Source organism: Renibacterium salmoninarum ATCC 33209 (genome assembly GCF_000018885.1).
In the GTDB taxonomy this organism is placed as follows: domain Bacteria; phylum Actinomycetota; class Actinomycetes; order Actinomycetales; family Micrococcaceae; genus Renibacterium; species Renibacterium salmoninarum.
The window spans coordinates 2,843,266-2,856,163 of the sequence record NC_010168.1 but is presented as its reverse complement, the minus strand read 5'-3'; the positions used below and the strand labels follow the sequence as shown (position 1 = coordinate 2,856,163).

The window sequence follows — 12,898 nt, the reverse complement described above, 5'->3', positions numbered from 1 at the left end:
AGTGGCAGCTAAGGCGCTAAACCGTCCTGATCGAATCACTTTGACCGGTGTGAGCGCTATTGGTCATCACGGTGTTTTTGAACGGGAAAAACGTGATGGTCAACCGTTTATTGTCGATGCGGTGCTTTTCACTGATGTTCGGCCAGCCTCGGCCAACGACGAGCTCGAAAAGACCTCGAACTACGCTGAGGTGGCTGAAGAAATCAAGGCGATGATCACCGGTGAGCCATTTGATCTGATTGAGACTCTGGCAGAACGGACGGCGCAAAAGCTCCTCAAGGAGTTCGCGGTAGATGCCGTAGAGATTACGGTGCACAAACCCAAAGCTCCGATTCAGGTTCCGTTCGGTGATGTTTCGGTAACGCTCTACCGGGAGCGGACTTGAGTAAGCTGCCGGTGCACTCGGTACTGGCGCTCGGCTCAAACCTTGGCGAGCGCCTTGAAACGCTCGCCGAGGGTGTTGCAGACGTCGTCGAGCATCCCTTGGTTCGTTTGGTCGATGTATCGCCAGTGGTGCAAACGCAGCCGGTAGGTGGTCCGGCGGAACAGCCGCTGTATCTCAACATGGTGATGGAAATTGAAACTGAGCTAAGCCCGACCGAGCTATTGGCTCATTGCCAGGCAGTCGAGGCCCAGCATCACCGAGAGCGAATTGTGCGCTGGGGGCCGCGCACTCTTGATGTGGACATCATTACCTACAACGATTTGCAGCAGGACGATCCGGAGCTCACGTTGCCGCATCCACGGGCGGCCGAGCGAGCTTTTGTGCTTGTGCCGTGGCTATTGATGAATCCACAGGCAACATTGGCTGGCCGCACGGTGCGTGAGCTCGCTGCCGCAGCGGATGATTTGCACGGCGTCGAAGACTTTGACGGATATCCCTCCTGAGTCTTCTGGCATTGGTACCGTTGAAACAAAGACCCAGTAGATATCTGTGAAGGAAAAGATGAAGTCGCAGTTACGCACCATTCGGCCGCTCTGGCTAGCCGTTGTGGTGCTGCTTGGTGCTGTGGCTGGCTGGCTGATATCGATGCTGCTGAGGCGAGTTGGCTTGCCGACGCCGGCCCTGCCTTATAGTTCCTTGATTACTTTAGGGCTAGTGATTTTAGCTGTTGTGGTCCTTGGGTTAGGAGTGCGCAGCTGGCGCAACGGCAATCGAGATAGATCGCTGGATCCGATTATGGCCGCTAGGACCTTAGTCTTGGCGCAGGCAAGCACCTACGCCGGCGCGCTCTTGTTTGGCTGGCATTTGGGCGTTTTGATTGACGGATTGATTGTGATTTCTTACGGTGCAAGTGCCGGGGTTTTGGCTTTGCCAGCTGCTTTGCTGGGCGGCTCGGCGCTGATGGTGGCTGCGGGGTTGATGACAGAGCGGTTTTGCCGGGTGCCACCCGAGAACGGCGGCGATAGTGCTAAGGGCCCACGGGGCGAAGAGGGCAGCGCAGATGGCGAAGAATTCGCCCGGTAAGGTTGTTTGAAGTCCCCGTTGGCGATTCAGAAGGAGCAAAACATGAGAGAGCCGATCGATCCGGTCGGAATCCAGTGGTTGCGCGTTTCGCCAAAACTGGTGACTTTGCGAATCTTGCGTGAAAGCCTGGGCCCGCTATTTGTGTTGATTCTCTTTGCCATGCCGCTGGTATTCCAGCGAATCGGTTGGTGGCCAGGGTTTCCGCTTTGGCTGGCCTGGATTTTGCTTATTGGCGCAGCGGTGATTCGAATATGGCGATTGTTGTTGGTGCCTCGCCAAGTTCGTGCGATCAGCTTTGCTGAATGCGATGAAGATTTATTGATTCGTAAAGGCTTGTTCTTTCAACGAGTTTTAGTGGTCCCCTACGGACGGATGCAGTACGTCGACGTCGGCGTGGGGCCGCTGGAACGCGCCTTGGGCTTGGCTACGCTCAAATTGCATACTGCTTCGCCGGGCACGAATGCGCTGATCGAAGGCTTACCGACCGAGGAAGCGGCTCGGCTCCGGGAGAAGCTTTCCGCGCTCGGAGAGTCGAAATTGGCGGGGCTGTGACCGTTCAACCCCTTCCGATAAACGAGTCCGGCCCGCAAAATAGTCGCGGATTCCACACGGATTCAGTCGAAGAGTGGCATCGGGTGCATCCCGCGTCGCCCGCGGTTCGTGGTTGGGTAGCGGTAGTCGCAGTCGCGGTGGTGTTTGGCCGTAACTTCTTCGAACAACTTTTCCAACAGGGGATTTCCGGCCGTGGTGGCGGCGAGGGTTTGCCCTGGTGGGTTGTCGCGCTGGTGGTGGGCGGCGCTGTCGTCGTTTTCGGCACTGTTTTTGTGCTTTCCTGGTTCTTCACGCGCTATCAGGTGACCGATGACCACGTGCGGATCAACTCTGGCTTTATTTTCCGGCAGCAGCGCCAGGCGCGGATTGACCGAGTGCAAGCTATCGATGTTGTGCAACCGCTATTGGCTAGACTGCTTGGCCTGGCGGAGCTGAAGTTTGAAGTCGCGGATGCTGGAAAATCCGCGATGAAGCTCTCATTCTTGAAGCTCGATGAGGCGAATCGGTTGCGGGCTGCGATCCTTGCCCGGGCCGCTGGCGTGAAAGTAGACCCGGAAAATCCGACTGCGGTCGAAGAGGCCCCAGAACAGCAAGTACTTCAGATTGCGCCACCCCGGATTCTCGGCTCAATTGTGGCTTCCGAACTGACCGTGGTGCTCATGATTGTCGCGGTCGTGTTGATCGTGATGGCGTCCCTTGGTTGGTGGGGCGCATTGATTGGTTTATTGCCAGTGATTTTGGGTCTTGGCGGTGGTTATTGGCAGCGGTTTTCAAAAGACTTCAATTTCCGGATTGCCACCTCACCGGACGGCATCAGGTTGCACTATGGATTGTTAGAAACTCGTTCCCAAACAATTCCGCCGGGCCGAATCCAAGCTGTCGGGATTAGCCAGGGTCCGGTTTGGCGCCTGTTTGGTTGGTATCGAGTGCACGTGAACGTAGCCGGTTACGGAGATTCGGAACACGAAAGCCGGAGCACTCTGCTGCCGGTAGGAAAGATGCCAGAAGTTTTCGCGGTGCTATCGCTGATCTTTTCGGATCCGGGCGTTGCCAATCCTGAAGAGGTCTTTACCGCTGCTTTGAATGGAAAGGGCACGGCTGGCGGTTTTCAGCATTCGCCTGGGCGGGCGCGTTGGATCGATCCTTTAGCCTTGCGGCGCAATGCCTACCGCGCAACCGATACTGCATTATTGTGCCGGCACAGCGTGTTTTCTCGACATTTGCAGGTTGTGCCGCACGAACGTACGCAGTCTTTGCAGCTAAACCAAGGACCTTTGCAGCGCGCGCTCGGATTGACCGACTTTGTGCTGCATTCGACGCCGGGGCCGGTGAAGCCGCTGGTTCACCACATGGATATTTCAACAGCTCGCGAATTGTTCGTGGCCCAGTCGGCGCGCGCAGCGAAAGCCCGACGGATCGCTAAGCCGGAGCGTTGGATGCAGGAGCAAGAATAGGAACCACCACTATGAGTTATGGGCCGCAAGAGAAGCCTGGTCGGCTCGGTATTGGAATTATCGGTGCGGGCAAAGTAGGCACGGTGCTTGGTGCGGCGTTGCGTGCGGCTGGCCACGCTGTCGTGGGTGTCTCTGCTGTTTCCGAAGCGTCAAAGGAACGAGCTGAGCTGCTCCTGCCACAGGTTCCGGTGCTGACTATCCCAGACGTGGTGGAACGCGCGGAGCTAGTGTTACTCGCGGTGCCAGATGATGCGCTTGAGCCATTGGTTTCCGGCTTAGCCGCCGTCGGTGCCTGGCAGCCTGGCCAAATTGTTGCGCATACTTCTGGACGGTTCGGTGTGGGCGTTCTTTCGCCGATACGCGCGGCGGGCGCGATCCCGTTGGCTATTCACCCGGCGATGACTTTCACCGGATTGAGCATGGATTTGGCCAGGTTGCCAGATTCGAGTTTTGGTGTGACTGCCGATGCCGCAATGCTGCCTATCGCGCAAGCATTGGTTGTGGAGATGGGGGCTGAGCCAGTAGTAATTGCTGAAGCCGATCGGCCGCTTTATCACGCAGCATTGGCGCACGGAGCTAATCACTTGGCAACTTTAGTGGCGCAATCCGCAGAGCTGCTCGGCAGCATTGGCGTTGTGGGAGCTGAACGGTTGTTAGGGCCGTTGCTTCGGGCAGCCTTGGATAACGCGCTCGCGTCAGGTGAAAATGCCCTGACCGGACCCGTGGTCCGCGGTGACGTAGGTACGGTTCGCGCTCATATCGACGCGCTGGCTGAGTCATCAGCTGAGATCCTGGCCGCTTACCGAGCGATGGCAAGCACGACGGCGGCGCGGGCCGTGGAGCGGGGAAAACTGAGTATTGAGCAACTCGGTTTGCTGCAAAACGCATTGGCCGGCAGCTCCGCTCAGGCCGAAGAGCTTGAGGATGCAGGGTCGCAAGATTCCGATGATGAACAGGAGAGCACGTGAGTATTGCCGTGGTCCGCACGATTGCGGAGTTGCGTGAGGCCTCGGCGGATTTGTTGTCCCAGCGCGAGCAACCTTCTTTTGGCCTGGTACCAACTATGGGTGCATTGCATGCTGGGCACGCTCGGTTGGCGGCCACCTCGGTGGCCGCAGAGTCTGTTACCGCAGTGTCGATCTTCGTCAATCCCTTGCAGTTCGCGGATCCCAGCGACTTGGAACGTTATCCACGGACCCTGGAAACCGATGTTGAACTTTTATCATCGGTGGGGGTCAATCTGGTTTTTGCGCCGTCGGTAGCGGAAATGTATCCAGGCGATCAACCGATGGTTCGGGTATCTGCTGGTGCGCTAGGTGAAGTCTTCGAAGGGGCTTCACGGCCCGGACATTTCGATGGTGCGCTGACCGTGGTGGCCAAACTGCTGCACGCCGCGCAACCAGCGGTGCGTAGCGGATACCGAGCCTATTTTGGTCAAAAAGACGCGCAGCAACTGGCCTTGGTGCGCAGGATGGTGGCGGATCTGAATTTCCCGTTGGAAATTGTTGGTGTACCAACAGTGCGGGCGAATGACGGGTTAGCGCTTTCTAGCCGGAATCGCTTCTTGTCAGATGCCGAGCATGAAGCCTCGTTGGTGCTTTCCCGGGCCTTGAATTTACTTGCCGCGCGGGCTTCGAACCGCGAACCGCTCGAGCTAGACTCCGTCGTCGAAATGGTGCGGAGCCAGCCATTAGTGGAGCTTGATTATTTTGAGGTCATTGACCCGTTGACCTTCGCCGCGCTTGGTGAGAATTGCCGGGAGACTCCCTTTACGGGGCAAGCACTTGCGATACTCGCGGCCAAAATTGGTCCAGTGTGTTTGATCGACAACACTCCGCTCATCGCCGGTTAAACACCAATATCGATGGCACTTCCGGCTAGCGATTCAATTCTGCGGCTACCTCGGCCGCGTCCGGGTAGGAAGCTTGAGCGCCCTTGCGGGTAGTTGCGATTGCCGCAGCAACCGAGGCAAAGCGGGCGGCAGCCACAAGCGAGGCTCCAGAAGCCAATTGCGCAGCAACCGCAACGGTAAAGGCATCGCCTGCACCTGTGGTGTCGATAGGTGAGACTTTGAGCGGATCGATTTTTGTTACGGGTTCGGCCGACGTCGAATCGAGCACTACCGAGCCCTCACCGCCGAGCGTTACTAAGACCTTAGGCAGTCCACGTTCCGCGAAATGCGCACCGGCGGCAATCCAATCGCCCTGATGGTCGGCACCCAGAAGGTCGGCGGCCTCGTGCGCGTTGAGCAACAAAATATCGGTCAACTCAAGCAGCTCATCCGGTACCGCACCATAAGGGGACAGATTGAGCATTACGGTGGCCCCGGCGTCGTGCCCGGCCCTAGCCGCAGCAAGAACGGTCTCCAATGAGACTTCCAAACAAAGGCAGACGACGCCGGCCCCGGAGAAGTCGGCCGCGGCAACGTGTGCGGGGCTCAGGGTGCCATTAGCGCCTGCGGAAATAATGATGCTATTTTCGCCGTGACTATCCACTGAAATCACGGCAACCCCAGTTGGTTCGGTTACGGTGCGCAATTGGCTGATGTCCGCGCCGGCCGCCTGAACAGAATCCTGCAGCATTCGGCCATTGGCGTCGTCGCCCACGGCGCCAATAAGAGTTACTTGCCCACCTAGACGAGCGGCAGCCACTGCTTGATTGGCAATCTTACCGCCGGGTTTCACGCCAAAATCGGAGCCGTGGATGGTCTCACCAGGCTGCGGTAACTTCTCGCAATAGATGGTCAGATCCGCATTGAGTGAACCAAAAACTAGGATTTTTTTCTTGCTCACGCAGTTACTCCGGTCTGTACTTCGGCGGATGCCGGTTGGGGGATCAAGAATGAGGTAGCTAGCGCTACCGTGGTAATCACCATGCCAACGGTTACGACGGCAAGGTAGGCGCCGCTGCCGCCTACTGGTGCCAGGCTCACGAGGAAGCTCAGCCCAGCGCCGAGGTTAAACGCGCCAGCATTCATACCAGGTAAAAATCCGGGATTTCCACTTGGCGAGAGCAGTACGCCCAAACCGTTGAGCATAATGTTTACACAGCCGGCATACGCGATGCCCAGCAGAGCAGTGCCAACAATCATCAGCGGCAGATTATTCAAGCCGAAGATTCCGATCACGGCCAAGGCAATCAGTGAGCCGATCAAGCCAATTCGCAACACTTTGGTGTAACCCCATAGTGGCGCGAGTCGGCCGCTAAAGGGCCCCACGATCCAGCCAAGCAGGGCGTACGGCGTCAAGATCATCAGTGGCATTTCGGTTGGGCCAACACCAAATCCGGGGCTGCTCGCTTGGACGTAAGCGGGCACGATTCCGTTGATGATCGCGAAGATGCCGGTCATGGTGAGTGTGGTGGTGAGCAGCGGTGCCCACGTTGCGCGCTGGCGGAGGTGCTGAATTTCTACCATCGGGTGTGAGGAGCGTTTTTCGGTTAGCCAGAATCCGGCAAAGCTAGCGAGGGCAATGACCAAGAGCACAAGGGCGAGCGCCAGTGTACCGCCGTCGAACGCGCCAGGAAGCTTCGCCGCCTCGTTGAGCGCGGTCAGCAGTGCGCCCACGGCAACCACGATGAAGAACACGCCCACCCAGTCCATCCTGGTGCCCGCGCCGGGTTTTGATTCCGGTGTCAAAGTCAGCACTAGCAGCACGGCCACTGCGGCAAGAACCACCATCAGCCAGAAGATGCTACGGAAACCGAAGTGCTCCACCATAAAGCCGCCAATAAACGAATCGACGCCGGCCACACCGCCGTTCACGGCCGTGATGACGCCCAGCAAGGTGCCGTAGCTCTTGGCGTCTTTGACTTCGCTACGCAACATGATCAAACACAGCGGTACCGTCGGCCCGCTGACGCCCTGGATGATGCGGCCGACAAAAAGCCAGCTGACATCTGGTGCAAGAGCGCTGACCACGGAACCGAAGGCCATCAGCACCATCATCGCGACCAGGATTTTACGTCTGCCCACAATGTCGCTCAGTCGGGGCAGGAAAGAGTGAAAATACCGCAGCCGCGGTTGAAGAACGAGGTTTGCGTTAGCCCAATGACTGATTGGTCAGTGTGCAGCTCCTGGCCCATGCTCAGCAACGCGGGGCTGAGCATGCTGGCGTTGAGCTGGAAAGCGATACAAGCGGTCAGCAGCGCCACCATCAAGGTAGCAACGGAGCGAGTTCGGGTGTTCATCGTGAGACTCATTTTTCCCCAATTCGTTCCAGCGCGTCCACGATGAGCGCCCAGAATCCTTCATGGTCCAGCTCGACGGCGACTGACGTTTTGCAATCTGCTGGCGCGGGCGCACGGAAGTCTGCCACCGTCATGCCTAACGTGAGCGTGCCGGTGAGCTCAATGTCCACCGGAACCTTCCGAGTTTTTACGATGGTCGGATCGATGACATAGGCCACGGCGCAAGGGTCGTGAACCGGGGGTGAGTCGAAGCCCTGAATGTCTTTGTAAGTCTTGCCAAAGAACTCTAAAAGCTCACCAACGAATTTGGCTGGCTTGGTGCCGACCGCGGCAATTTTTGTGGCAACCTCGGGGGTGGCCAGCGCTTGATGGGTTAGATCTAAGCCGACCATGACTACTGGCCAACCAGCGTTGAAAACGATGTGGGCAGCTTCTGGGTCAATGGCAATGTTGAACTCGGCGACGGCGCTGAAATTGCCCACGTGGTAGCCGCCACCCATCAACACAACCTCTTTGACTCGGCTAATGATTTTTGGTTCTTGGCGCGCCGCGAGCGCAATATTAGTTAGCCCTCCCGTGGGTACCAGTGTGACGGTACCGGGATCATGTGCCAGCACGGTGTCGATGATGAGGTCGACGGCGTGCCGGGGATCCAGCTCGATTTCCGGCACAGGTAGCACGGGTCCATCGAGGCCGGATTCACCATGGATGTCAGGAGCTACCTGGATTTCTCGCAGTAGTGGACGGGCCGCTCCGGCGGCGAAAAGGACGCCGGTTATTCCGGCAATCGCGGCAACTGACAGCGCATTTCGGGTGACCTTTTCCAGCGTTTGATTACCCACCACGGTGGTTACGGCGAGCAGCTCAATCTCCGGGTTGCCATGCGCCAGGAGCAGGGCGACGGCGTCGTCATGCCCTGGGTCGCAGTCCAGGATGATTTTTCGAGGGGTCGGGTTGAGATTCAGTTCAGGCATTGCGCTCTTTCCACTTCTTTGGGGTAGTCCTTTGGCAGTTTCGCATTCGAGCACGAAGCGCGTCAAGCGCTTAACTTATGCAAAGTTCGGGCTAACATCGCTCTATGGCTTCTCTTCAACCACCGAAGCCCGTCACCGCGGCAACCGTGGCTGCCTTGGCTGGGGTTTCCACCGCGACAGTGTCGCTAGTGGTCAACGGCAAAACCGCAGGGCGGGTTTCGGCGGAGATCGTTAGCCGGGTTCAAGGTGCTATTGAGGAACTTGGCTACATCGTGGACAGCGCGGGGAGCTCGCTGGCCACCGGTGCGGGAAACTTCGTCATCTTAGTTGCTCCTGATATCTCAAATGCGTTTTACTCGCAGGTGATTACCGGAATTCGGCAGGCAATTAGCCCGAACTTCCAACTCCTGCTCTCGGTAACGGATAACGGACATTTCCCTGATGTCAACGATGTACGCAAACTCTTCGCGCTCCGTCCGGCGGGCCTTTTAGTGGATGCGCCAAGTGCCCAGTTCCTGGCCGAGCTAGCCGTAGAGGGTCCAATCGTCTTACTCGATGCGCAGGGAATTTCCACTGCTGCGCCAACAGTCAACTTGGACGTTGAGGCCGGTGCCATTCAGCTCGCAGAGCACTTGCATTTTCGAGGACACCGGAAAGTTGCGTATTTGGATTCGGTCACCGGAACATTGACTTTCGCTTTACGCCGCGAAGCATTTTCTCAACAGGCTCAGGTACGCGGCATCGAGATCTGCGAGGGTGTCTTGGCAGCTAGCACAATCGATATGGGCGCGGCGGCTGGTTCCTTTTTGGCCGCGTGGCCCGAGCTGCTCAAAGCCGGCGTAACCGCCGTCGTGTGCTGTACCGACACACACGCCTATGGTGTGCTTCAAGCAGCCAAGGCGCTGGACCTGGAAGTACCCCGCAAGCTGGCTGTCACTGGCTTTGATGACTTGTCTTATTCAGCTTCGAGTCATCCCAGCCTGACGACTGTGCGATTACCGGCCGCACAGCTTGGTGTTAGCGCCGGATCTCAGCTAAAAGCCCTGATGGAAGGCCAAGAGTTAGCACAAACTCAGATCAGTTTGCCGAGTGAACTCATCGTGCGTGATTCCACCGGCGGCTAGTGTTCGGAGCTGGGCCGTTCCGTGGTGAAGTACTTTGCAAGCTCGTTCAGGAGTTCTTTTGCCGCCGCTGGCACTGAGCCATGTACGCCTTTTGGTGAGATGACAAACGAGCTGCCTGGCACCGCATTGTGTAGTCGGCGTGCGGTTTCTTGGAAGTATTCTGGGCTTTTTGCGCCAACCATGAATTGGGTTGTGGCGGGCAACTGGCTGAAGTCCTGTGCCTTTTCGGCCTCGAGCATTCCGGCTTTCAACTCGCCAACGGCTGTTGGCAGCAGAGTTTTGGCTGCCTTTGCCGTCCTAGTTGGCGCAATGAGACCTAGTAGTCCTGCCAAAATCGGTTCCGGCACTTTGGCCAAAGGTCCGACCGCATTGAACCCACGTTTGAATCTTGCCCAGGCGTGTGCATAGCGCCCCGCAGTAACATCATTTTCAAACGCCTCAAACCAGCCCATGGTCAATGCTGTTATCAATGTTGATCGCTGGATCGTAGAGGGCTAACCGATCTGGCTCTAGCTCGCCGCCGACAAATTCTTGAGCGGCGTTGAGCGCCACCGAACCGCCTAAGCTGTGCCCCAGAAGTTTGTTGCCACCAGTTTCTCGAAGCAAAAGCTCGACGTCGGCAATTTCGGTGCGCATGGAATAGTCCGCTGGTTGTGCACTCGAGTTACCCCGGCCACGACGGTCGTACACGTCCACGGCCCACCCCTCACCGAGCGCCTTTGCGAAAGCAATTGAGAAGGGACGGTAGATGAGTGCGGTTAAAAAAGCACCGCCAACGACCAGCAAACGGTTGCTGCTCGGAGCGTCTTCGGTGCCGTAGCTATACAGAGCTAGATGGTCGCCGTCGGGAGTCTGAATAGTTCGTTCGCGCATGATTCGAACTTACCTTGTGCGGGTTCATTGGAGGCTACGGTCGTCGCTTGCGGATGTAACCGGTAAAATAACTATTCGTGACCGACGAAAAAACCCCGCAGAGTACTGAAGTTTCCGAGCAGATGCAGATTCGGTTGGACAAACGTGCCAGCCTTCTGGCGCGCGGGTTGGAACCGTACCCGGTGGGTGTTCCGCGCACGCACAGCCTGATTGAAGTTCGGCAGAAGTTCGATCATCTACAAGCTGATGAAACTAGTGGCGAAATTGTTGGCGTGTCCGGACGAGTGGTTTTTATTCGCAACACCGGCAAGCTGTGCTTCGTAACACTCCAAGAAGGAAGCGGTACTCGACTCCAAGGGATGCTTAGCCTGGCTAATGTGGGCGAACAATCGCTTGCTGATTGGAAGGCTCTTGTCGATCTAGGCGATCATGTTTTCTTGCATGGTGAGGTTATTTCTTCCAAGCGCGGAGAGCTATCCGTTTTTGCTGATTCTTGGCAGATGGTTTCTAAAGCATTGCGCCCGTTGCCGGTTCTACACGCAGATTTGAATGAGGAAAATCGCGTTCGGCAACGTTATGTCGATCTCATGGTCCGTGACGAGGCGCGGCAGATGGTGCGCACGCGTGCCGCAATAACTCGTTCCGTCCGAGAAACCTTGAATTCACTGGACTATGTTGAAGTAGAAGGTCCAGTTCTACAACTGATCCATGGTGGAGCTTCTGCGCGTCCGTTTGAAACCCATATCAATGCATTTGACCAGAAAATGACTCTGCGCATAGCGCTCGAGCTCTATCTGAAACGCGCTGTGGTTGGCGGAATCGATCGGGTGTATGAAATGGGTCGAATTTTCCGCAACGAGGGCGTTGATTCAACGCATAGTCCAGAATTCACGATGCTTGAATGCTATGAAGCTTATGCTGACCAATTTGTGATGGCAGAGCGAATGAGACAAATCATCCTGAATGCCGCGGATCTGATTGGTAGCCGGCAAATCGAAACGCCAGCCGGAGTCATTGATCTCGACGGCGAATGGCAATGGCTCGGTGTATACCCTGGGCTTTCTGAGGTGGTTGGGCAGAAGATTACTCCGGAGACAAAAGCCGAGACATTACAAGCGTTGGCGGTGGAGCATGAAATCAAAATTGACCCGGCCTGGGATGCCGAAAAGCTTGTTGTGGAGCTCTTTTGCGAACTAGTTGAGCCAAAGCTATTGCAACCGACTTTTGTCTATGATTACCCGCCATCGGCGCAGCCACTGGCTCGTCCGCATCGCAGTGAACCTGGTTTGATTGAAGCTTGGGATCTGATTATCGGCGGTATGGAACGTGGCACCGCCTTTTCAGAGTTGATTGATCCGGTCATCCAGCGCGAACGACTCACAGAGCAATCGTTGCGTGCCGCCAGCGGTGATCCAGAAGCAATGCAGCTGGATGAAGACTTCCTTCGAGCCCTCGAGTATGGGGCGCCACCGATGGGTGGAATCGGCTTGGGCATCGACCGATTGGTGATGCTTTTCACCGGTGTTGGTATCCGCGAGTCGATTCTTTTTCCTTTGCTCAAACCAGATACGCAAAGAAGCTGATTTCAATGGAATATGTAGCAGTAATTGTTCCTTCTCTTGGAGTTGGAGTGATATTTTTCTTCACTATGAAAGCAATTTTCAACGCTGATCGATCTGAACGAGAAGCATTGGCGCGAGCTGAAAATGAACTCCGCGACAAGAATTCAGGAAAAGATATAGCCGTAAAATTGCATTAATACTTACCGAATTCACAGGAAATAGTCAGCAGTTAGTTTTGCTCGTTACCAAGTTGCGCTGCATAATTTAGTGGTCAAGCGTTTCAATCATCAAAGTTTTGCATTTCATCAGGGGGCCTTCTATGGCACAGCGAGTAAACATCGTTTTGGTCGACGACCTCGACGGGGGCAATGCCGAGGAAACTGTCCGGTTCGGACTGGACGGGTCGAATTACGAAAGCGATCTCTCTTCAGCGCATGCGAAAGATCTTCGTAGCGCACTCGAGCCGTTTGTCGCAGTTGCGCGTAAAAGCGCAAGCTGTGGTCCGCGTGCTGGCAAGCCGGGTACGCCAAACCGTAACAATGACGTAGCTCAAATTCGTCAATGGGCGCGTGAAAATGGTTACACCGTCAGCGAGCGGGGCCGAATTCAAGCCGATATCGTTGACGCTTACCGTAAAGCTAAAGGTTAGACGCTAAATAATCAGGGGAAAATTCGGGTGCGGCAAGCACCCGAATTTTCCCCT

General features: G+C 56.3%; 15 protein-coding genes and 1 pseudogene. 11 read left to right on the top strand and 5 right to left on the bottom strand.

Going from position 1 to position 12,898, the window contains the following annotated elements; all coding sequences use genetic code 11:
- Position 1: 1 nt before the first annotated feature.
- Genes folB through panC form a run of 7 tightly spaced genes read left to right on the top strand, consistent with a single transcriptional unit; the run spans position 2 to position 5,326 of the window.
- Complete coding sequence (gene folB, locus RSAL33209_RS14115; RefSeq protein WP_012246571.1) at positions 2-385, top strand: dihydroneopterin aldolase; 384 nt, start codon at positions 2-4, stop codon at positions 383-385.
- A complete protein-coding gene (gene folK / locus RSAL33209_RS14110) occupies positions 382-888 on the top strand; it encodes a 2-amino-4-hydroxy-6-hydroxymethyldihydropteridine diphosphokinase (RefSeq protein ID WP_012246570.1) in 507 nt (168 codons plus the stop codon). Before folB ends, folK begins: the two co-directional genes overlap by 4 nt.
- A gap of 58 nt (positions 889-946) precedes the next feature.
- Entirely contained in the window at positions 947-1,468 is a 522-nt protein-coding gene (locus RSAL33209_RS14105) for a DUF3180 domain-containing protein (RefSeq protein WP_041685855.1), read from the top strand.
- A gap of 42 nt (positions 1,469-1,510) precedes the next feature.
- On the top strand, positions 1,511-2,020 hold the full coding sequence (locus RSAL33209_RS14100; protein WP_041684843.1) for a PH domain-containing protein: 510 nt from the start codon (positions 1,511-1,513) through the stop codon (positions 2,018-2,020).
- Entirely contained in the window at positions 2,017-3,474 is a 1,458-nt protein-coding gene (locus RSAL33209_RS14095; protein WP_012246567.1) for a PH domain-containing protein, read from the top strand. The genes RSAL33209_RS14100 and RSAL33209_RS14095 overlap by 4 nt, the downstream gene beginning before the upstream one ends.
- An 11-nt stretch (positions 3,475-3,485) precedes the next feature.
- The gene (locus tag RSAL33209_RS14090) at positions 3,486-4,442 is read left to right on the top strand and encodes a Rossmann-like and DUF2520 domain-containing protein (protein ID WP_041684842.1); all 957 of its coding nucleotides are present in this window, start codon (positions 3,486-3,488) and stop codon (positions 4,440-4,442) included.
- Entirely contained in the window at positions 4,439-5,326 is an 888-nt protein-coding gene (panC, locus tag RSAL33209_RS14085; protein ID WP_012246565.1) for a pantoate--beta-alanine ligase, read from the top strand. Before RSAL33209_RS14090 ends, panC begins: the two co-directional genes overlap by 4 nt.
- Positions 5,327-5,351: 25 nt before the next feature.
- Here panC and RSAL33209_RS14080 read toward each other — a convergent pair whose 3' ends face one another.
- The 3 genes and pseudogenes from RSAL33209_RS14080 to uriH all read right to left on the bottom strand — a co-directional run bounded on the left by RSAL33209_RS14080 (position 5,352) and on the right by uriH (position 8,636).
- Positions 5,352-6,266 carry a ribokinase gene (locus RSAL33209_RS14080; RefSeq protein WP_012246564.1) on the bottom strand — a complete coding sequence of 305 codons (915 nt, stop codon included), beginning with the start codon at positions 6,264-6,266 and terminating at the stop codon, positions 5,352-5,354.
- Positions 6,263-7,674: pseudogene (uriT, locus tag RSAL33209_RS14075) on the bottom strand (uridine transporter UriT). The gene RSAL33209_RS14080 and the pseudogene uriT overlap by 4 nt, the downstream one beginning before the upstream one ends.
- Positions 7,671-8,636 carry a uridine-preferring nucleoside hydrolase UriH gene (gene uriH, locus RSAL33209_RS14070; protein ID WP_041684841.1) on the bottom strand — a complete coding sequence of 322 codons (966 nt, stop codon included), beginning with the start codon at positions 8,634-8,636 and terminating at the stop codon, positions 7,671-7,673. Before uriH ends, uriT begins: the two are co-directional and overlap by 4 nt.
- A 104-nt stretch (positions 8,637-8,740) precedes the next feature.
- On the opposite strand from uriH, the gene RSAL33209_RS14065 reads away from it, so the two are divergent.
- Positions 8,741-9,760: a LacI family DNA-binding transcriptional regulator gene (locus RSAL33209_RS14065; protein ID WP_012246560.1), complete on the top strand. Its 1,020-nt coding sequence runs from the start codon at positions 8,741-8,743 to the stop codon at positions 9,758-9,760.
- Here RSAL33209_RS14065 and RSAL33209_RS19845 read toward each other — a convergent pair.
- On the bottom strand, positions 9,757-10,212 hold the full coding sequence (locus RSAL33209_RS19845; RefSeq protein WP_325050069.1) for a hypothetical protein: 456 nt from the start codon (positions 10,210-10,212) through the stop codon (positions 9,757-9,759). The two genes, RSAL33209_RS14065 and RSAL33209_RS19845, sit on opposite strands and share 4 nt — an antisense overlap.
- Positions 10,199-10,633, bottom strand: coding sequence for an alpha/beta fold hydrolase (locus tag RSAL33209_RS19840; protein ID WP_012246558.1), 435 nt, complete (start codon positions 10,631-10,633; stop codon positions 10,199-10,201). The genes RSAL33209_RS19845 and RSAL33209_RS19840 overlap by 14 nt, the downstream gene beginning before the upstream one ends.
- Positions 10,634-10,755: 122 nt before the next feature.
- On the opposite strand from RSAL33209_RS19840, the gene lysS reads away from it, so the two are divergent.
- From lysS to RSAL33209_RS14050, 3 genes are all read left to right on the top strand, one after another.
- Positions 10,756-12,216, top strand: a complete 1,461-nt coding sequence (gene lysS, locus RSAL33209_RS14055; RefSeq protein ID WP_080503887.1) for a lysine--tRNA ligase — start codon at positions 10,756-10,758, stop codon at positions 12,214-12,216.
- A gap of 5 nt (positions 12,217-12,221) precedes the next feature.
- On the top strand, positions 12,222-12,392 hold the full coding sequence (locus RSAL33209_RS17820; RefSeq protein WP_012246556.1) for a hypothetical protein: 171 nt from the start codon (positions 12,222-12,224) through the stop codon (positions 12,390-12,392).
- 122 nt (positions 12,393-12,514) lie between these two features.
- Entirely contained in the window at positions 12,515-12,844 is a 330-nt protein-coding gene (locus RSAL33209_RS14050) for a histone-like nucleoid-structuring protein Lsr2 (RefSeq protein WP_041684840.1), read from the top strand.
- Positions 12,845-12,898 lie beyond the last annotated feature (54 nt).

Coding starts and splice junctions, on each gene's coding strand:
- RSAL33209_RS14105 (WP_041685855.1), top strand. CDS start 947: ATGAAGTCGCAGTTACGCACCATTCGGCCGCTCTGGCTAGCCGTTGTG.
- RSAL33209_RS14100 (WP_041684843.1), top strand. CDS start 1,511: ATGAGAGAGCCGATCGATCCGGTCGGAATCCAGTGGTTGCGCGTTTCG.
- RSAL33209_RS14090 (WP_041684842.1), top strand. CDS start 3,486: ATGAGTTATGGGCCGCAAGAGAAGCCTGGTCGGCTCGGTATTGGAATT.
- uriH (WP_041684841.1), bottom strand. CDS start 8,636: ATGCCTGAACTGAATCTCAACCCGACCCCTCGAAAAATCATCCTGGAC.
- RSAL33209_RS14065 (WP_012246560.1), top strand. CDS start 8,741: ATGGCTTCTCTTCAACCACCGAAGCCCGTCACCGCGGCAACCGTGGCT.
- RSAL33209_RS19845 (WP_325050069.1), bottom strand. CDS start 10,212: ATGGGCTGGTTTGAGGCGTTTGAAAATGATGTTACTGCGGGGCGCTAT.
- RSAL33209_RS19840 (WP_012246558.1), bottom strand. CDS start 10,633: ATGCGCGAACGAACTATTCAGACTCCCGACGGCGACCATCTAGCTCTG.
- lysS (WP_080503887.1), top strand. CDS start 10,756: ATGCAGATTCGGTTGGACAAACGTGCCAGCCTTCTGGCGCGCGGGTTG.
- RSAL33209_RS17820 (WP_012246556.1), top strand. CDS start 12,222: ATGGAATATGTAGCAGTAATTGTTCCTTCTCTTGGAGTTGGAGTGATA.
- RSAL33209_RS14050 (WP_041684840.1), top strand. CDS start 12,515: ATGGCACAGCGAGTAAACATCGTTTTGGTCGACGACCTCGACGGGGGC.